17 protein-coding genes are annotated in these 19799 nt (G+C 48.3%); 1 reads left to right on the top strand and 16 read right to left on the bottom strand.

The features are described from left to right. Positions 1-39: 39 nt before the first annotated feature. From AB4Y93_RS15015 to AB4Y93_RS15000, 4 genes are all read right to left on the bottom strand, one after another. Positions 40-984, bottom strand: coding sequence for an ABC transporter permease (locus AB4Y93_RS15015; protein WP_441893249.1), 945 nt, complete (start codon positions 982-984; stop codon positions 40-42). Further along, complete coding sequence (locus AB4Y93_RS15010) at positions 977-2026, bottom strand: ABC transporter permease (RefSeq protein ID WP_441893247.1); 1050 nt, start codon at positions 2024-2026, stop codon at positions 977-979. The genes AB4Y93_RS15015 and AB4Y93_RS15010 overlap by 8 nt, the downstream gene beginning before the upstream one ends. Beyond that, on the bottom strand, positions 2019-3575 hold the full coding sequence (locus AB4Y93_RS15005) for an ABC transporter ATP-binding protein (RefSeq protein ID WP_441893245.1): 1557 nt from the start codon (positions 3573-3575) through the stop codon (positions 2019-2021). The genes AB4Y93_RS15010 and AB4Y93_RS15005 overlap by 8 nt, the downstream gene beginning before the upstream one ends. A gap of 79 nt (positions 3576-3654) precedes the next feature. After that, on the bottom strand, positions 3655-4797 hold the full coding sequence (locus AB4Y93_RS15000) for a BMP family lipoprotein (RefSeq protein ID WP_441893243.1): 1143 nt from the start codon (positions 4795-4797) through the stop codon (positions 3655-3657). Positions 4798-4967: 170 nt separating this feature from the next. On the opposite strand from AB4Y93_RS15000, the gene AB4Y93_RS14995 reads away from it, so the two are divergent. Further along, positions 4968-5720, top strand: coding sequence for an AraC family transcriptional regulator (locus tag AB4Y93_RS14995; protein WP_441893241.1), 753 nt, complete (start codon positions 4968-4970; stop codon positions 5718-5720). 392 nt (positions 5721-6112) lie between these two features. On the opposite strand, the gene urtE is transcribed toward AB4Y93_RS14995, so the two are convergent. The 12 genes from urtE to AB4Y93_RS14935 all read right to left on the bottom strand — a co-directional run bounded on the left by urtE (position 6113) and on the right by AB4Y93_RS14935 (position 19752). Then, positions 6113-6811: an urea ABC transporter ATP-binding subunit UrtE gene (gene urtE / locus AB4Y93_RS14990; RefSeq protein ID WP_441893239.1), complete on the bottom strand. Its 699-nt coding sequence runs from the start codon at positions 6809-6811 to the stop codon at positions 6113-6115. Next, a complete protein-coding gene (urtD, locus tag AB4Y93_RS14985) occupies positions 6789-7565 on the bottom strand; it encodes an urea ABC transporter ATP-binding protein UrtD (protein ID WP_441893237.1) in 777 nt (258 codons plus the stop codon). The genes urtE and urtD overlap by 23 nt, the downstream gene beginning before the upstream one ends. Next, positions 7537-8631: an urea ABC transporter permease subunit UrtC gene (urtC, locus tag AB4Y93_RS14980; protein WP_441893235.1), complete on the bottom strand. Its 1095-nt coding sequence runs from the start codon at positions 8629-8631 to the stop codon at positions 7537-7539. The genes urtD and urtC overlap by 29 nt, the downstream gene beginning before the upstream one ends. A 17-nt stretch (positions 8632-8648) precedes the next feature. Next, a complete protein-coding gene (gene urtB / locus AB4Y93_RS14975; RefSeq protein WP_441893233.1) occupies positions 8649-9554 on the bottom strand; it encodes an urea ABC transporter permease subunit UrtB in 906 nt (301 codons plus the stop codon). Between the two features lie 113 nt (positions 9555-9667). Next, on the bottom strand, positions 9668-10918 hold the full coding sequence (gene urtA / locus AB4Y93_RS14970) for an urea ABC transporter substrate-binding protein (RefSeq protein ID WP_441893231.1): 1251 nt from the start codon (positions 10916-10918) through the stop codon (positions 9668-9670). 373 nt (positions 10919-11291) lie between these two features. Next, a complete protein-coding gene (locus AB4Y93_RS14965; protein WP_441893335.1) occupies positions 11292-11813 on the bottom strand; it encodes a DinB family protein in 522 nt (173 codons plus the stop codon). A gap of 73 nt (positions 11814-11886) precedes the next feature. After that, on the bottom strand, positions 11887-12795 hold the full coding sequence (locus AB4Y93_RS14960) for a helix-turn-helix transcriptional regulator (protein ID WP_441893229.1): 909 nt from the start codon (positions 12793-12795) through the stop codon (positions 11887-11889). A gap of 52 nt (positions 12796-12847) precedes the next feature. Further along, positions 12848-13999, bottom strand: coding sequence for an enolase C-terminal domain-like protein (locus AB4Y93_RS14955; RefSeq protein ID WP_441893227.1), 1152 nt, complete (start codon positions 13997-13999; stop codon positions 12848-12850). 34 nt (positions 14000-14033) lie between these two features. Further along, positions 14034-15839 carry an ABC transporter ATP-binding protein gene (locus AB4Y93_RS14950; RefSeq protein WP_441893225.1) on the bottom strand — a complete coding sequence of 602 codons (1806 nt, stop codon included), beginning with the start codon at positions 15837-15839 and terminating at the stop codon, positions 14034-14036. Then, positions 15832-17661 carry an ABC transporter ATP-binding protein gene (locus AB4Y93_RS14945; RefSeq protein WP_441893223.1) on the bottom strand — a complete coding sequence of 610 codons (1830 nt, stop codon included), beginning with the start codon at positions 17659-17661 and terminating at the stop codon, positions 15832-15834. Before AB4Y93_RS14945 ends, AB4Y93_RS14950 begins: the two co-directional genes overlap by 8 nt. Before the next feature lie 279 nt (positions 17662-17940). After that, positions 17941-18597 (bottom strand): SDR family NAD(P)-dependent oxidoreductase, encoded by a 657-nt coding sequence (locus AB4Y93_RS14940; RefSeq protein WP_441893221.1) that lies wholly within the window; start codon positions 18595-18597, stop codon positions 17941-17943. Between the two features lie 195 nt (positions 18598-18792). After that, a complete protein-coding gene (locus tag AB4Y93_RS14935; protein WP_441893333.1) occupies positions 18793-19752 on the bottom strand; it encodes an MraY family glycosyltransferase in 960 nt (319 codons plus the stop codon). Between the last annotated feature and the right edge of the window lie 47 nt (positions 19753-19799).

Here is a 19799-nt window from a genome sequence, read left to right as displayed (position 1 = left end):
CCACCAATCGATCTTGATCGTTTGATGAATAAACGGCTGTTATTTATTCTTATCTAGGTTTTTAGCCAGCTTCCGGCTCTTTACTTTCGCTTCTGTAATCGCGTAAACAACCAGACCGATAACCGTAACTACATAAGGCGTCGTTCCAATTAACTCCGCCGGAATCTTCAATACTTGCAGCGCATTTGCCAAGGCATCTGCTGCTCCGAAGAGCAGTGAGGACAGGAACGTGCCTATTGTCGAGCTTCGACCTACGGCTTCAGCCGCGATACCAATCCAGCCTCGTCCGGCCGTCATATCTCTTGTGAAGAGAGACAGATAACCCATCGACATGTATACGCCGCCAAGCGCTGCGAAGAATCCCGAGATCAGGAGGGCTGTGAATTGAACGCGGTTCACGCGGACACCAACGGACTGGGCTGCCTGCGGATTCTCGCCAACGGCACGGATACGCAGTCCAAGCGGAGTTTTGGCAAGCATATAATACAGACCAGCAACGCAAAGCACCGAAATATAAGTAAGCACATTATGACCGGACAATATAGGACCAAGCACAGGGATATCCTGCAGCAGCGGAATATGAAGCGATGGCAACACTCCGCTTTTCAAGGACGTTGACGCACCTTTGTCTCCGCTCACCAGATACAAGATAAATACGGTACCTCCTGAGGCGAACATGTTTACCGCAATACCGCCAAGAATGATATGAGTTTTAAATTTCAGTGTAAAAAATCCGAGTAATGCAGCAATCGCAACTCCGGCTGCAATACCAGCGAGAAGTCCGAGCCACGAGCTGCCTGTATAGGCACTGACGATAACACCAGTCAATGCCGAAGTAAGCATCGTTCCTTCCATACCAATATTCACGATACCAGCTTTATTCGAGATCAGTGCCCCTAGTGCAGCGAACAAGATTGGCGTCATAACGCGGAGAACAGAGAAGGCAAAGTCTGTGGAAAACAGAATATCGAAAAAATCATTCATGGATACCCGCCTCCTTGAGCAGCATGCGAGTCTTCCAGAACTTCAGAAACTGTTCTGCGGATATAAGCAAAATAATGACAGCCTGAACAATTGAGATCAGCTCTGCTGGTACATCGGACATACGGGCCATTTGATCGGCACCGATACGGATGTAAGCCAGGAAGAGTGCCGCACCAATCACCGACAAAGGGTTGTTCTTGGCGAGAAGCGCAACAAGTGCCCCGTCCAATCCATAGCCGGGAAGGCCTGTCCATTGAAATCGGTTATACATCCCGAGCACTTCGACCGAGCCGCCCATACCAGCGAGGAAACCTGCAATAAGATGAACAACGATAATAACCTTTGTTGTATTAATCCCCGAATACTCAGCAAAGGAGCGGTTCGAGCCTGTCATACGCAGCTCGTAACCCCATTTTGTTTTGTACAAGTAATAATGCACAGCCAATATAGATAGGAGTGCCAGAATCAGACCAATATGAATTCGCGTTCCCGGTACGAGATTATTGAGCATCGCCGTCGTGTTAAATTTATAAGATGCATTCATGAACGATTGCGGATCCCGGAGCTTGTAATTGAGCAAGTACAGACCAACACCGAACAAGATGCTGTTGAACATAAGTGACGTGACCAGCTCATTGACGTTCCATTTGGCTTTCAGGACACCTGGAATCGCTGATAGCAGCGCTCCTGTCAATCCGCCTGCCAATATGGCAGCAATCGGGTGAAGAAATGAGCTTAATGTGACATGAATGGCTACCGTGGAAGCAATAATCCCGGCAAAATAGAACAGACCCTCTGCACCGAGGTTGAACAGATTCGCCCTGAACAACAAAGCGACGGACAAACCCGTAAACATTAAGGGAATTGCCATTTCGACTACGTTACCAATATGCGAAACCGAAGAGATAGGCTCGGTCAAGAAAACGACCATCGTGCGCAGCGGGTCATCGCTCACAACCGCAATAACGATCAGCGTCAGGAGCAGCGATATCGCAATAACCGCAATCGTCCGTATTTTCTCAAAGTGGATGGCTTTAATCATGGAGAGCTCTCCTTACTTCGGCTTCGTCCTGGCGTTTGATACCAAGCATCGCAAAGCCTAATTCTTCTTCCGTTACATGTTTAACGTCTGGGTAATACGCGACGAACTGTCCGTTATACATAACTAGCAAACTATCGCTTACCTCAAGGATTTCATTCAAATCTGCCGACAGAAGCAGAATGGCACAGCCATCATTCCTCATCTCCAGCAGCTTCTCATGAATAAGCCGCGCCGCACCGATATCAACGCCTCTCGTCGGCTGCTCGGCAATGAGCAGCTTAGGCGCCGCTTCGCATTCCCGAGCGACAACAATCTTCTGCATATTACCGCCGGACAACATGCCAATGGGCTGCTCTGGCCCGTTGCAGCGCACGTTATAGCGGGCGATTTGCTCCTCGGAGAACCTAGTGATTTTCCGCTTATTCAAGAATAAACCTCGATTCCATTCCTTCATTCGGTAAAACATCGCGATCAAATTGTCCGAGATACTAGCCTCCTTAGATACCCCTTGGTGCATTCGGTCTTCCGGTATATAGGAGACGCCTCTATCCCGGACTTCCTTGATTGGACGCCCAATAAGACTCTCCCCTGCGACCTCTGCCGTTCCCGAAACCCCCGGCATGCCACCCGTCAAGGCCTTAACAAGCTCTGCCTGCCCATTGCCTTCCACGCCTGCAATGCCCACGATCTCCCCTTCGCGAACCGAAAAGCTGACATTGCGCAGCAGCACCTTGCCTTCCGTACCAACGTACGATAGTCCCTTCGCCCTGAGGACAGCGGAGCCGGCAGGCCGACCAGCTTTCTCATACTTGAGCACAACATCCCTGCCAACCATCAAGCGAGAGATATCCTGCTCGGACATGTCCGATGTCGTGAATACACCTTCCGTCTTGCCGCTGCGCATAATCGTAATGCGGTCACAAATTTCTTTTACTTCCTTGAGTTTATGGGAAATAAACACGATCGTATGGCCTTCACGCTTCAATCCCTTTAGCTCGCGGAACAACTCTTCCGTCTCCTGCGGTGTAAGTACAGCCGTCGGCTCGTCCAGAATCAGAATTTTGGCACCGCGAATGAGTACTTTCAAGATCTCAACCTTCTGCTTCATCCCGACAGACAAATTCTCGACCTTTGCAAGTGGATCAATCGCAAGGTTGTACTTGGCCGACAACGCCTCCGTCATCCGAACAGCTTCTTTATAGTCGATATATCCAGCCTTGGTTGGTTCCATCCCAAGCACGATATTTTGCACCACAGTAAAAGAAGGGACAAGCATGAAGTGCTGATGCACCATACCAATTCCGTTGTCTATGGCGTCCTGCGGCGATCGGAACCGAAGCGTTCGGCCGGCCAGCCGCATTTCGCCCTCACTTGGCTCTTCCATACCGAAGATCATTTTCATAAGGGTAGACTTGCCCGCTCCATTCTCGCCCACGATGGCATGAATCTCGCCTTCATTCAGAGAGAAGTTGACATTCGAATTGGCAACAACGCCGTTTGGATATACTTTTGTTATGTTGCGCATTTCAAGCAATGGAGTAGATCCCATACTTGTTCAACGTCTCCTTTCTTTTACGGAGTGACTTCAAATAGAAAGGGGATTCCGCTTGGCAGAATCCCCTTCGGAATTATGGCTTCACAGATTGACGAATCTGATCAATCGCCGCCGTATCCATGCCCATTGCGTTGCTCACCTTAATCTCTCCGGATGCGAGCTTCGTTTTTAATTCATCGATTTCGGTGCGCAGATCTTCCGGTAGAACCTGGACGTATACATTGTTCTCGGCAAGACCAACACCGCCTTGCTGCAGGCCTGCAACGACCAGCTTGCCGGTTGGCAGCGTGCCTTCTTTTGCTTGCTTCACAGCGTTTAATATCATTTCGTCAATTTTCTTGATAGCAGATGTAACGATCAGGTTCGCTTTTGTATCATCGGTACCTTGCATCATTGCGGATTGATCGGAGTCGACACCAATGGCATATTTCGTCTGATCTTTGGCAGCGTCGAACACACCAAGCCCTGTCCCGCCTGCAACGTTAAAGATCACATCTACGCCCGATTTATACTGCAGCAATGAGAGCTCTTTGCCCTTACCTGGATTTGCAAAATCTCCAGCATAAGAGATCGCTACTTTTATGTCAGGTACGACATATTTCGCACCCTCGATGTAGCCTACGAGGAAGGCATTAATGCCGGGAATATCCATGCCGCCAACAAAGCCAATCTTCTTGTCCGGATTAGCATTTGGCAGTCCTGAGGTGGATGCCAATGCCGCCGTTGCTCCAGCAAGGAAGGAAACTTCGTTTGTTGCATACGATACGCCGTAGACGTTTGAAGCAAGCTCTGCGATGTCCGTATCGTAGTTAATAAATTTCTTGTCCGGATGACTCTGAGCTGTCGCGTTCATAAGCTCTGTAATTTGCGAGCCGCCAGAAATAATAAGATCCCAATCCTGCGCAGCGACATCCTCCAAGGTAGGCTGATACTTCGTTTGATCGGTACCCATCTCAATAACTTTTGTCTCTACGCCAAGCGTTTGCTTAGCTTGTTCTACGCCGGCGTTGGCGGCATCAAAGAATGACTTGTCCCCAAGCGTACCTGGGATAAGCAGTACGACCTTGAAAGCATCTTTTCCATCAGTTGTTGCATCCCCATTTGCCCCCTTATTCGGAGCTGCACTTCCCGATGTATCCGGGGAAGAAATATTCTTCTCGCAAGCGGTTACAAAAAATAGAGTCATTAGGAACAGCAGCATGAAAGCTTTTCTCATTGACCAATTCCTCGCTTCATCGTTGTGTATCATCGATGGCCTTATGATCAGCGCCAATAATAGATCCGGCATCAATGTGACCTCATTGTAGCAAAATACTGCCGTTATCTTTATTGCCATTCGGTCAATATTATTATATGATTCGGCTAAAATTGAAGGAGGGCTGCAGCGTGAATCTGCTCGACTTTCTATTCTATTCCAATCGGGAGAAAAGCCGGTATATTCCCCCGCATAGTCACGAATGCTACGAGTTAGTCTATTATTTCGGTGGATCTGGCGAGTCCCGAATCGGCTCCAAATTTTATACATTCGGCGGTGACATGCTTGCAGTCATCGCCCCGGGAACGGTACATGATGAACGGCATGATTCCGAAGGAGAGGTTTTGTTCATCGGATTCCACAGCGACAGCGACACTCTCGGAAACATGAATACAATTATCAAAGACCATGAGAACAGCGGCATCAAGCCTCTTATTTTACGTATGTATGAGGAGTTCAAAGGAAAGAAGCAAGGATACTCCGAAATGCTGAATTTTATGACTGGTGAGCTCGTGATTCAGATTAGCAGGCTGACAGATTCACGCAAATCAGAACAGCCGCTCATGAACCAATTGCAATATGTACGAAACTATATGGAAGAGCATTTCCGGCAGAAGATTTCAGTCGAAGAGTTAGCCAAAATGTCCGGGTACAGCTATGACCGCTTCCGCCACTTGTTTAAGGAAGAGTACGGAGTTCCGCCGTTGCAATTCTTGTTCAATAAGCGGATGAACTACGCCAAACTCATGCTGTACGAGACAAACGAACAAATCTCCCAGATCGCTCACTCATGCGGGTTTTCCAGCGAGGTGCAATTTTGCAGCATGTTCAAGCGTGAAACTGGCATGACTGCCAAGGCATTCCGCCAGCGGAACAAAAAGTAATGATAAAAATGATAAAGCAGGTTTCCGTACTATCCTTGCCTTATCGTTGCATAAAGAAAACACCGCAAGTAGGTTTGTAGCATATTTGATATTTGATCACAACAAAAAAGCAGCTGCACAGGTTTTCCTACCTTGTACAACCGCTTTTATTTACCTTGGATCTTACATTGGATTTCATCCAATATTTAAGCTTAAATGGTGTACCGCTTCGAACCTTGATTGGATTAAATCCATTGAAATCCTCCATTTATACGAATCTTCTGTCATTCTCGAGAATTCTAATGGAGTAAATCCAACGTAGGCTTCTTCTATCATTCTCCGCGTATCATTCTAGTGGAGATAATCCAATGTAGACCGCGTTTCTAGACAGGTCAGATAATAACTTTGGGGCCCTACACCGTCAAATACTTCTTAATCACTTCATCACTCAGAGCCTCCAGGCCGCCTTCCCATGCGATAGCACCCTTTTCTAACACGTAGAAATAATCACCAACACTTTTCACAAAATCAAGGCTTTGCTCCACCAGCAAAATCGATGTTTTCCCATCCGCCTTAATGGATCGGATTACATCACGGATATCATCAACGATGGATGGCTGGATCCCCTCGCAGGGCTCATCGAGCAGCAGCAAGTCCGGCTTTGAAGCGAGTGCTCGAGCAAAAGCCAGCTGCTGCTGCTGGCCGCCGCTCAGGTCGCCGCCGCGCCGGGTGTACATCGTGGGCAGCACCGGGAAGTTGGCGATCGCCTCTTCCGGAATGGACTGGTGCTTATTATCCCGCGAAGCCTCAAGGCCGACCAATATATTCTCATACACCGTCAGCTGTCCGAAGATTTCACGTCCCTGCGGCACATAACCGATACCACTCTTTGCACGGCGTCCCGGCGCGGCCTTCGTCAGTTCGCGTCCGTTATATGCTACCTTTCCTTTACGCGCCTTGAGCAAGCCCATAATACTCTTCATGAGCGTTGTCTTTCCTACTCCGTTACGTCCAAGCAGGCAGACGACCTGCCCCGGCTCCACCCGCAGCGTGACATTACGCAAAATGATGCTTTCCCCATAACCAGCTTCAAGCTGTTGAACGGCTAACATCCGCATCCCGCCTTTTCCCTAGATAAACTTCCGCTACACGGTCATCCCGCTGCACCTCTTCCATCGAGCCTTCCTTCAGCAGCTTCCCTTCATGCATGACCGTCACCTTGCTCGCAAAATTACGGACAAACTCCATATCATGCTCCACCACAACGATCGAACGATGCCTTGCTATCTCGATCAAGAGCTCACCTGTTTTATCCGTTTCCTTATCGGTCATCCCTGCTACAGGCTCATCCAGAAGCAAGACTTCCGGCTCTTGGAGCAGCATCATGCCAATCTCAAGCCATTGCTTCTCGCCATGCGATAAGCCGCCTGCCCTCCAATCAGCCTTATCCTGAAGCCCAATCATAACAAGCTGCTGCTCGATACGTTCCCGCTCCTCCGCCTTCATCCGGGCAAACAGTACCGTAAACACGCCGCGCCGCTGGCGCATCGCAATCTCCAAATTCTCGAACACCGTCATTGATGGAAAAATTGACGGCGCTTGAAACTTGCGTCCGATGCCAAGCTCGGCAATCTGATGCTCTTTTTTCTTCGCAATATCGATGGATTGCTTGAAGGTAACCGTGCCAGTCGTCGGCTTTACCTTGCCGCAAATGACGTCCAGCATTGTTGTTTTACCAGCACCATTAGGGCCAATTAGAAAACGAAGCTCTTCTTTCTGTAAATGCAGGCTCATGCCCTGAATCGCTTTGAACCCGTCAAACGCCACAGTCACCTCATCACACTGCAGGATGCTCGATTCCGTCATGCTCCACCTCACTCCTAACCTCTCTTGTTTTGCTAAATTTGAGCTTACTGACCAGGCCCGCGAGCCCATTTGGCAGAAAGACAACGACAAGGATAAACACGCCACCAAGGAAATATGTCCAGCCTTCCGGATAGGTCGTGCTGAACTCGCTTTTTGCCCAGTTCATCAGCACAGCGCCAAGTGCCGCACCGATCAACGTGCCACGACCACCAATAGCAACCCATAGCACCATCTCAATCGAAGGCACAATCCCCATCATAGAAGGCGAAATAATACCAACATGGAGGACAAACAGCATTCCTGCAATCCCCGCAATCGCAGCCGACAATGTGAAAATAACCATCTGATAAACAGCCGGATTATAACCGATGAATCGAACCCGGTTCTCTCCGTCACGGATGGCGCGAAGCACTTTGCCGAACCGGCTTTTCACGACGTAACGGCACAAAATAAACACCGCCACCAGCACCGCTGCGGTCACCCAATACAACAGCCTTTTCGTATCGGGCGAAGCAATGGATTCCCCTAATATTTTGCTAAAACCCGTAACGCCGTTCGTCCCGCCAGTATACGCCTGCTGACCAACAAGCAGCGTTGTCGTAATGATGACAAGCGCCTGCGTAAGAATGGTGAAATAGACGCCGCGGATTCGGTTACGGAAGGTGAAAAAACCAAGAAACAGTGCCAATGCAGCAGGTATAAGGATCCCCATCAGCACCGCAAATCCGAAATTCTCGAACGGCCTCCAGAACCACGGCAGCTTTTTTAAGCCGCTCCAGCCCATAAAATCCGGAAGCTTCCCGCCACTTGCCTCAAGCTTTAAGTACATCGCCATTGCATAGGCGCCAAGACCAAAGAAGATGCCATGCCCTAGGCTAAGAATACCGGTGTAGCCCCAGATGAGATCAAGGCCAAGCGCGACAATCGCAAAAGCCAGGAACTTGGCAAGCAGATTTAGCCGGAAGTCGCTTAAGAACATCGGGGCTGAGAACAGAGCTGCTGCAGACGCTGCATATCCGGCGAGCAGCCATAAACGTTGGGGAGATAATTTTCTTAGTGTCAACATCGATTCTCCACCTTTCTCTATGAATCAAGCGAACGCGAGCGCATCGCGATGAACCCCATCGGTCTCCATTGCAGGAAAGCAACGATACAGATAAATACGAGTACTTTGCCAAGCGATGCATTCGTCCAATATTCGAACATCGTATTAAATACACCGATTCCAAGCGCACCAAGCACGGTACCAACCAGCTTGCCGACCCCGCCAAGAACCACAACCATAAAGGCGTCTACAATATAATAAGTGCCAAGCGAAGGTCCAATTGGACCAAGCAGCGTAAGCGCACATCCGGCAATGCCTGCAATCCCCGAGCCGATTGCAAATGTCATTGCATCAACGCGGCGCGTCGATACACCAAGGCATGCAGCCATATCGCGATTTTGCATAACCGCCCGCATTCTGCGCCCTTCAAGGCTGCGGTAAATATAGAAGTACATCGCAAGCAGCGTGAGTGCGACAAGCCCGATAATAAACAACCGTTTGTATGGAAGCACCGCTCCAAGGAAGGTAACACCACCATCCAGCCAGGACGGGCTCGTCACCGCAACGTTTGGGGCTCCGAAGATGGACCTCGCGAGCTGCTGCAGCACCAGACCAACACCCCATGTAGCGAGCAGGCTGTCGAGTGGTCTGCCGTATAGAAACCGAATGAGGGTCATTTCAAGAATAAGGCCGAATAAGAAGGCAATCAGGAAGCTGACAGGAATCGCGAGCACGAAATACCAGTCGAACATCGATTTCGGCAAATAATCGTTAAATATATTTTGCGTCAAGTACGTGGAGTAAGCACCGATCATAATAAGCTCTCCGTGCGCCATATTGATAACCTTCATCAAACCGAACGTAATGGCTAAGCCAAGCGCAATCAGCAGCAAAATCGAACTGACGCTCAGCCCATTAAACAACTGCAACGCAATTACCTCCATACACCCTCAACTCCTTCATGATTTACGCCACAAAAGGAAAAGGAGTATCCGAAGCAAAAATCTGTCGAATACTCCTGACCTTAATCACTGCCGCTTAGCTTAAGCCCACCCGATTAATCCGTCGGTTTGATGCTTGCTGCCCAATCGTAGCCTTTCAAGAATGGATCCGGTTTAACCGCATCCCCGGAGTTCCACAGCTCTTTGAACTGTCCGTCAGCCTGCACTTCGCCGATCCGCACGGTTTTGAAAATATGCTGTGTCTCTCCATCAATCGTCACTTTACCTTCAGGAGCATCCCACTCGAGCCCTTTCGCCGCTTCTTTCACTTTATCCACGTCGGTCGAGCCTGCCTTCTCTACTGCAGCCTTCCACAGGTATACTGCGGTGTAGCCTGCTTCGATAGGGTCTGCCGTTACGCGGTCTTCGCCGTATTTCTTCTTATAGTTCGCAACGAACGTTTTGTTCGCTGGTGTATCCGTCGTTTGGTAGTAGTTCCATGCAGCCAGCTGACCTTGCAGCACGTCTACGCCGATGCCGCGAATTTCTTCTTCGGCCACCGATACGGACAGTGTTGTCATATCTTTCGCCGTAATGCCTGCATCCTGCAGCTGTTTGAAGAAGGCAACGTTACTGTCGCCGTTTAGTGTGTTGAAAACAACGTCCGGCTTCGCTTCTTTGATTTTACTGATGATTGTGCTGTAGTCCGTATGGCCGAGCGGCGTATATTCCTCTCCAACCATTTCTCCGCCTTTTGCTTTTAATTGCTCTTTGATGATCAGATTTGCTGTACGAGGGAATACGTAGTCCGAACCAAGCAGATAGAACCTTTTGCCGCGATTCTCGAGCAGCCAGTCGACCGCTGGAATGATTTGTTGATTGGTTGTTGCACCTGTATAGAAAATGTTAGGGGAGGCTTCGAGGCCTTCATATTGCACTGGATACCAGAGTAATCCGTTCAATTCTTCAAACACCGGTTTCATCGCTTTACGGCTGGAAGACGTCCATCCTCCAAACACGGTTGCGACTTTATCTTCCGAGAGCAGCTTACGTGCTTTCTCAGCAAAGGTTGGCCAGTCGGATGCGCCATCCTCTTGAATCGCTTCGATCTTCTTGCCAAGCACACCGCCAGCTGCGTTGATTTCTTCAATCGCCATCATCTCTGCGTCCCGAACGGATACCTCACTGATTGCCATCGTTCCGCTCAAGGAATGCAGCACCCCTACCTTGATTGTGTCACCGGTCGCAGCTCCGGAGCCGCTCTCTGTTGTCGTGGATGCAGGTTCCTCATTGTTGCCGCACGCTGCAAGCAATAAGCTTAATACCACTGCAACCAGCCCCATCTGATAAAACCATTTCTTCTTCATCTCTCCACTCCCCAACTCTTCTTTGTATTTGTCTAATCACGAACAATAAATTGGATTGCATTTCCATCGTTCGCATCATCATTATAGGAGGGGGCAATTTTGATGTCAATATACATGACATTAAAATTAAAAAATGAGGAAATTCGTCTCATTAATTGAGTAGGTTATGGCATTTTTCGATAAATTTCGTCATGACCTGCGACAAGCAATCGAATATATCAATAATTTACACCATTAAATTAACACTTTATGTAATGTTTGTTACATTTAATCTGTCAAGCAGAGGCAAAAGAGATGGCTCCCGAGTCGTACAGGAGATCACACAAAAAAACAGTGCACGATATACCGTGCACTGTCGCCGTGTTACCCTAACCTATGAAACCTCTGCCTGTTCCGCAGGCTGCTGATATAAGAATAAAACGTAGTCGTTCATCGTAGAAGCATGCCCCAACTGACGCAGCATAGTGGAAATATTGCCTCTATGGTAGCTTCCGTGATTAGCCACCTGAAGCACGATCTCTGATAGGCGTGTTTCACGTATTCCCGCATATGGATTGTTAAGCATAATGGTTCGGTCCAAATCGGACTCACTACCGATCCATTCTCTGAATTGTTCAGATAGCTCGGCGAAAAGTTTGACGTACTCATCAACCGTCTGAAGGATACGCCCATTTAACGGCATGCATTCTTGCAGCGCTTCTCCCATATCGGTGCCCGTTAACACCATATACCACATTTTATCAACGGCATAAATATGATTAAGTGCGTGGGCGATCGTTGGGAAAGAGCTGTTGACTTCCTGATGCAGTACAGCGGCTGGCAGCTCCTTGATTCTCCCAAGGATCGTCTGGCTTGCCCAAGTGTGGTAGTTAAACATTTCTGATGGATAATTCATCATGTATATCGTCTCCTTTTTGATTGGTCATGTTGTCATTATAAAAAAAGTAGTATGACAACTGTGTGTCATACTACTCATAAAATTGCAGTGTTTTTCGAAGCTCTTGTTTTAAAATATCTCGCAGTCCATGTGGCTCGAGCACTTCGGCGCCGCTGCCGAAACTTAGCAGAATAGCCCATAGCCAGCAGGCCTCCAGAGGCTTATACACCGGGATTCGCATCATCATGCTGCCGTCCGTATGAAAGGATTTTTCCACATGACCAAACTGATCCATCGCTTCCGCCAAAGCCTCCGGCCCGACCCGGATCACGACATCTTCTACGTGAATCTGCTCCCCCACAAATGGACCAGCCTCCTCAGGCACCTCCTGATGCGGCTGAAAGGTATGCTCTGTCAGGGATAACTCCACCATCCGGGAAAGCCGGAACTCCCGATAATCGCAGCGCGTTCTGCAATAGCCATACATATACCAGTTGCCATACTTGAAATGCAGCCTGATTGGTTCCATTTCACGGGTTGTTCGCTCGTTCTTCCCACTAATGTAATCAAACCGGATAATTGTCCGTGCCGAAATGGCTTGACGTATTAGCGGAAGGACTTCGGGATCCATCCGGCGGGTTTCAAAATCTACAGCTAAGCGGGAATTCTGCTGTTCCGTTCCGATCGTTTGCAGTCTCTCGATCGTCCCCTGCGCACGTTCGTCCTCAAAGACGGTGGAGAGCCCCTTCAGTACGGTGATCAAGGAATCGACGTCATACGAACCAAGCAGACTTCTATCCATTTTGAATCCGTCCATCATGCCAAAGCCGCCCTTGTTCCCCTGATACGACACAACCGGAAATCCCGCCGCACAGATCACATCGATATCCCGGTAGATCGTTCTCTGAGAAACCTGGAACTCTTCTGCTAGAGTGGATGCCGGCAGAACATCGTTATTAAGCAGCTTGTAGATGATGGAGATCAAGCGTTCTAGCTTCATAGATACCTCAACCTATTTCGTATTGTTGCCCACTATCATACCACTAACTCCGTTAACGGCTCCAGCCGTTTGCCAGAACCCGACTTACAAACAGCTCCTCATCAAAATCAAGACCAAAACCAGCCCTATTCGGAACGTAGAACTGGCCATTCTCCACTCGATATGCCGATGTATCCATGCCTTCGATTGCGATATTATCGTATTCGACGAATTCGAAATGATTAATCGCAGCAGCGATATGGCTAAGCGCGTAGATGCCGTAGGCATTACCGTAACAATGCGGTGCAGAACGCAGCCCCGCTTGGTCAAGCTCAGCACCAAGCTCCAGCCAATGCGTAAAGCCTGGATAAATAATGTCATATTGCAGCACGTCAACAAGACCTTTTTTCGCCCAATGGACGAGATGTGGAGATGCAAGTCCCTCTCCATCGGCAATGAGTACGTTTTGTCCACGTTTACGAAGCCACGCTTTCAAATCCGCATACAAGGCATCATCCTCGTGAAAAGCCTCTTCGACCCAATGAAGATTCACGTCTTGGACGGCTGCCAGCACTTCTTTGGTCAAATTCAAGTTATAAGCATTGTTGGCATCTATCATAATCTTTCCCGCTGGCCCCGCAACTTCAGCGACACCATGAATGATGGCTATATCCCGCTTTGTCCCTTCCCATAGCGGCATGTGTCTGCCTCCACGGCCGACTTTAATCTTGAAATTCCGATGACCTTTGTTGAACCCCTGCTCAGCTTCCTCTTGGAGCAGCGCCACCGCATCCCGCTCATTCTGCAGGTGAAGATCATCGAAGTACAGCGAAGTATCATAACAAGGTACAACAAGCGGCGAACCCGGCTCGCGATTAATAGCGGTTACCAATTCGTATACAGGAGTGTTTAGTCTTTGCCCCAGCCAATCCAAAATCGGATATTCAAGTGGTGTACGATACGGTTCAAGCACTCTTCCACTCTCGTCGAACAGATCGATCAGCCTCATGCCAATAACGGCTTCCGCCAATTCCTTCGACAATGCTCCCGTGTGACCAAAGCCTGTCTCGCCGTCAATCGTAACTCGGGCGATACGAACCGAACAGCTTTTACCGTGATCACCAAGCCTGCCGTTGGAACCCGCGCTTCTTGCGCGCTCACCTGTAAGAGTTGCAACCTCAATCTTCTCTACTTTCCATTCTGGCTGAATAATTGATATATCCATTAACGTTTCACTCCCTATCAGTTAGTCAGCTATATTAAGCTGTTCGATAACGTCCCGCCTGAAGCTGGAAAAGACGAGCATAGCTTCCATCCAGGTGTATTAGCTCATCATGGCTCCCTGATTCAATAATTCTGCCGTTCTCCATCATATAGATACGATCAGCAAGCCGCGTCGTTGACAGTCTGTGTGAGATAAAGATAACCGTCTTGTCCTCGGCAGCCTCGAGCATCGCCCGATTCAGGTTATATTCACTGATCGGATCAAGTGCACTAGAAGGCTCATCCAGAATAAGGACGGAGCATGGCTTCGCAAAAGCACGCGCGATTGCGATCTTTTGCGATTCACCCCCTGAGAATATTTGCCCTTCTTCTGAAAATTCCCGCGTCAGCTCCGTTTGCAGGCCTTTATCCAGACGGCTCAAGCGATCAGCGAAATCTGCTTTATGCAGGGCTTGATAGATTTTGTCATTCAACCCCTTATCCTCAGCTGACACCTGATCCATCCAAACATTTTCCGCTAGACTGGCCGCAAAGAGCTGGAAATCCTGGAATGCAACACCAAACGCAGCACGGTAGTCTTCTGCCTGATAAGCTTTGATATTACGTGCATCGTAGGCGATCTCGCCTTCCGTCACATCATAGAGCCGCAGCAGCAGCTTGATCAGCGTTGATTTGCCCGCCCCGTTATAGCCGACTATAGCGATCTTCTCCTTGGGCTGAATGTTCATGTTGATATCAATAAGCGTTGGCTGGTCGCTGTTCTCGTAGGTGAAGCTGACATCAGACAACCTAATCTCCTTCGGCTTGTCGGGCATTGCAACGGGCTCGGCTGGATCTTCCATCCGCGGCTCGTCCTCCAGAAAGCCTCTTAATTTCCGAATATAGAGATTGTTCTTCTGGAAGGCTGTTACCGAATCAATCAGATTGTTGAGGCTCCACCCCATGGTCCATACGCCGTTTGTGACGGCAGCAAATGTCCCGTAAGTCATCGTATGCAGGACAATCACCTGATAAGCGGTGAATGCGAAATATAGGCCGTCCATGAGAAGCGAGCGAAATACGAAGTTATTCAATACCTGAAAAACGATGATACGAGACGAATATTTGCGCACAACCTGCTGCATCGCGACGTTTGTGTCCCGGTAATCCTCCATGAGCGGATCCGTAATCCGGCTGGTCCGCAGCTCCTTGGCATAGTCAGGCAAATAAAACACCCGGCTGATGTAGCTTTTCTTGCGCTCGAGAGGCTTGGACTCCAGCTCACTTTTGAATTGAACCTTATTGCTCAAGATCGTAAGCCCGAACCTTGCAGCCATTCCGACAATGACAACTACAACGCCAAGCGGATTCAAGGTAAGCAAGGCAACAAGGATGCCGGACACCGTAATGACGTTCTTGAGAAGCGACGCCGCATGATCCAGCACGACTGCCGCCTTACCTTCGGTTTGAGAGGCTGCCCAGACGAACTGGTTAAAAAATTCCGGATCATGATAACGAGAGTAATCCATCTTGATCGCCTTCAGGAAAAGCTCCTCCTGCATGGCTTTGTTCAGCCTCTGAAGTTGAATAGGCGCGAACATCTCGTACACATAGGCTGCGGCTGTCTGAATGATCGAGCCGTAGAGCAGATACCCCCCTGCAGCAAGCAGCACGGGTACAAAAGACTGGCTGACCGTTACTGCGTCTACAACGAGTTTGATCAGCAGAATCCCCCACATGACATCGAAGAGGCCAAACAGCGCTTGCATGAACAGATGCACCACGGCGTAGAGAGGGACAATCCGGAAGACATAGCCGAGCATAAAAAGATTATTGCGAACAATTTCTCCCCGCTTACCCAATTTTAATAGCCTCCTCTCTGTAAGACTCCGCCTGCTTGTGGAACATATCTGCGTATTTGCCGCCGAGCGCCATCAACTCTTCATGGTTACCACTCTCAACGATCTGGCCATGCTCTAACAGGAAAATACGATCCGCCAGCGCAGCCGAGGAAAGCCGATGAGATATAAAGATGACGGTCCGGCCTTCCGAAGCTTGCAGCAGCAGCTCAAACATGTGGTACTCCGCCACAGGATCCAGTGCACTAGACGGCTCATCCAATATCGCAATACGGCTGTCACTGGCAAACAGACGGCCGATCGAAATCTTCTGAACCTCGCCACCCGAGAGAACGAGTCCTTTGTCATCGAACTCGCGAGTCATCACAGAAGCTGCCGATCCGCCAAGGCTGGCTATTTTCGGATAGACGCCTACCGCCTCCAACACTTCTTCCGCTTGTTTATACTCACCTGTGGAAGCCCTTCGCATGAACAGGTTATCCGCGAGCGGCATCGCCATCACCTTGCAATCCTGGAACACCGTACCGAAGATTTCCCGGTAACCCTTCACCTCGTAATCACTAGCGGCCACTCCATTCAAGCGAACGACCCCATCTGTAGGATCGTACAGCCTCATGATTAACTTAATTAATGTGGATTTACCAGCCCCGTTGTGGCCAACGAGGGCAATCTTCTCGCCAGGCTCCACCTTGAAATGAATCCCGCTTAATATCGGCTTGGAGCCGCCGTCATAGACGAAACCTACCTGCTCCAGCTCAAGCCGCAGCCGTTCTCCTTCCGGCTTAAGCCCAGGTTGACTCTCCGAGATAACCGGCTCATACCGAAGAAACTCTCGTACATTTTCGATATAGATGCCGTTTTCCTGTAAGTTCGTGAAGAACCCCGATACCTCCGCAACAGAGCGGGATAAATTATTAATTGCGTTAAGCATAACGATGAATTGAAAAGCTTTAATTCTATGGAGTACCAGCACACTAACAGCCGCATACATCATAGCCAGCGGGAAAGGAGCGACTCTGCCAAACACGTCATCAAGCGCCCGGTATTTAGCAGCTTTCCTGCCCAAATGAAGGAAGTTCCCACGCATGACGTCAATTGCCCGATCATATCGGCCAAGCAATACCCGAAAAATATGCGACATTCTAAGCTCCTTGGCGAAGCTCTCGAGGTAAGCGATACGATTGACGTATTTGCTTACCCTGACAGGGGCTGTATTCGCTTTGTTAAGCTCATATAGCGCCCGGTTGCGACGAACCGTAATCGTCAATTTGGTCAAGGCCGGAAGAATCATAAATATAAGTGCGATTGGATCGAGATAAATGACGGTAAACATAAGTAGAACAAACGAAGTCAGCGCGCCAAAAAAATTAGTTAAATTGTCCAGAACACTAGCCATTCGCGTATCGGCTTCATTGCCAGCCCGGGTATATTTGTCATAAAACTCTGCATCCTCGTAACAAGCGAGCTCTACCTCTGAAGCTTTCTCGAACAGCATACGATTCAGTTCCTGGGAGATCTTCAGATCACACACCAGCTTGTACCGGTTCTGAAACCATTCAGAGATGAGCGTTAAGGAGAAGGACACCACCATCATAGCCGCAATAAAGACGAGCACATGCACATAAGGCGTACCATGCTCGACAGCGCCAAACACGTAACCGATGAACAGGATCGCATACAAATAATCGATTCCATAGTTCAACATGCTAAGAATGAATTGCAAAATAACTCGACGCGGAGCAGTTCGATACGCGATGCCCAAAAAGAACATGTTGTTGCTCCAATAGGAGCGTAATTGCCGGTAAGTATCCGTTTTACTTGTCATCCAGTGCTCATCTCCACCTTTCCGGTGACAGTACTAATTGAATTCCATCTTCATCCAATATATTATGTCTAGGTCTAATATGTCAAAATAAAATATATTCATTATATTATTGCGGTGATTGATTATGCCCGAGTCTCAATAACGGCTGAAAAAATAGACGATTACGGCAGCAGAGATGGACAATTGCAAAAAAAAGAGCAACCGAGGATAGCATCCCGTTGCTCTGTTCTAAAATCATCTTATTTTCTCAACTATTTAATAACCTGCTAACTTAGCACTTTAGGATTGGGCAAACACATACTCCACTTCGTCACGCTCTTGATACAGCTCCCAGTACTTCTCAGCAATTTGATCCGGATCATAAAATGTACCTTTGGATACATACCCGCCGATTGTGACTGTACCAACGTAGATACTGTGAGCTTTCAGTTCCTGAGCTAAGGAATAAGTGAGTGAGCGGACCCCAGCTTTACCGATCGATAACGAAGCATATTCCGGATTCGGAGTGATCGCAAGTCCACCACCTGTAATAAGAATTGTCCCTTCTCTGCGTTCCACGAATGCGGGTACGACCTGCTTAACGCTCGTCAACGCACCAACGACATTTACTTTGAATTCATCAATTAATTGCTGTTCGTTTAAGTTAGAAACCGTGGACTGTGAAATGACAGCCGCATTGTAGAGTAAGACATCCGGCGTGCCGAACTGTTCTCTAATAACCCGAAACGCATTTTCGACCGACTCTGTGTTCGTTGCATCCGCTGTTATAGCGAACGCCTCGACAGTCTCATCCTTAAGATCATTCACTAACGTATCCAGAGAACCTTGATTACGTGCGATAAGTGCAACCCGGAACCCATTGGATCCAAATTTACGCGCAACGGCGGCGCTCACTCCCTGTCCTGCTCCAACAATAACTAAAAGCGGCTTACTCATTCCATCCACTCCCTTACATATTTTTCTATATACTATCATCCCCATCGGAATTTAACAATATAAACCTTGAGGGATGCCCGACGTTATGTCTTCCAGAGCACATGTGAATTAAGTATTTTCCAAAACAAAAAACAGAGTACAGCGTTTTTTCTCGCCGTGCTCTGTTTTTTCATGCGTAAACTGCTATATTTCCTCTTACACTTGTACCAGCATTAAAATAATAGAGGACAAGCCCATACATGTGCCCATTAAGCACAATACCATTAGAGCCTGCTTGTGATTAAGCCCCGCCCTTAGCAAACGGTAATGAGCCTGACTAGCGTCTGCCTGGTAGATCGCTTTTCCTTGCAGAAATCGTTTGATCATCACATACAGGTTATCGAATATCGGTACGCCTAATGCAAGGATCGGAATGAAGATAGAGAGCGCCGTTGCTTGCTTGAAAGCCCCGTCTAATGAAATAACAGCGAGCATGAATCCAAGAAAAGTAGCTCCCGCATCGCCCATAAATATTTTAGCCGGAGGTTTATTGAATCTTAAATACGCTAATGTTATACCTACTAAAATAATAGCCATACTAGCAGAGTTCGACTGTCCCATGGTTAACGCCACAATAAACAAAGTCATCGCAGATATGGCAGACAGCCCACCAGCTAGTCCATCCAGTCCATCCGAGAAGTTGATGACTGTCGTAACACCAAATATCCACAGCGTAGTTAAAATAAACTGCAAAATGACAGGAAGCTCAACATATTCACCAGAAAACGGATTAACAAAGCCGGTAAACACAACACCTGCGGCATAGACTAATATAGCAGCGGAGAGCTGAACAATCAGTTTGGGCAGAGCAGGGAAGTCCTTCCCTTTTGTCTTATACCAATCATCAACCGTACCAATCGCTAGCAACAATAGCCCACCCAGAAAAATAGCCCCTGTTTCCATAGAGAAATCCCGAACGACAACTAAGTAAGCAACAAAAAAGCCAATAAAAATAGCATAACCAGCTGTAAGCGGAATAGGCTTTCGATGCAGTTTACGCTCAATATTTTTTCTAGGCTTGTCCACAAAATCAATTCTAAACGCCAATTTACTGAATGGAGGAATTAACACGAGTACCGTCACAAAAGACAGCAGAAAAGCAATAAAATATAAAATACTATCACCACCATTTGTAGAAATACCTCATCTATTAATTATACCTT

The organism is Paenibacillus sp. YAF4_2, assembly GCF_052113225.1.
Lineage (GTDB): Bacteria > Bacillota > Bacilli > Paenibacillales > Paenibacillaceae > Pristimantibacillus.
This window is presented reverse-complemented; position numbering and strand designations above follow the sequence as displayed.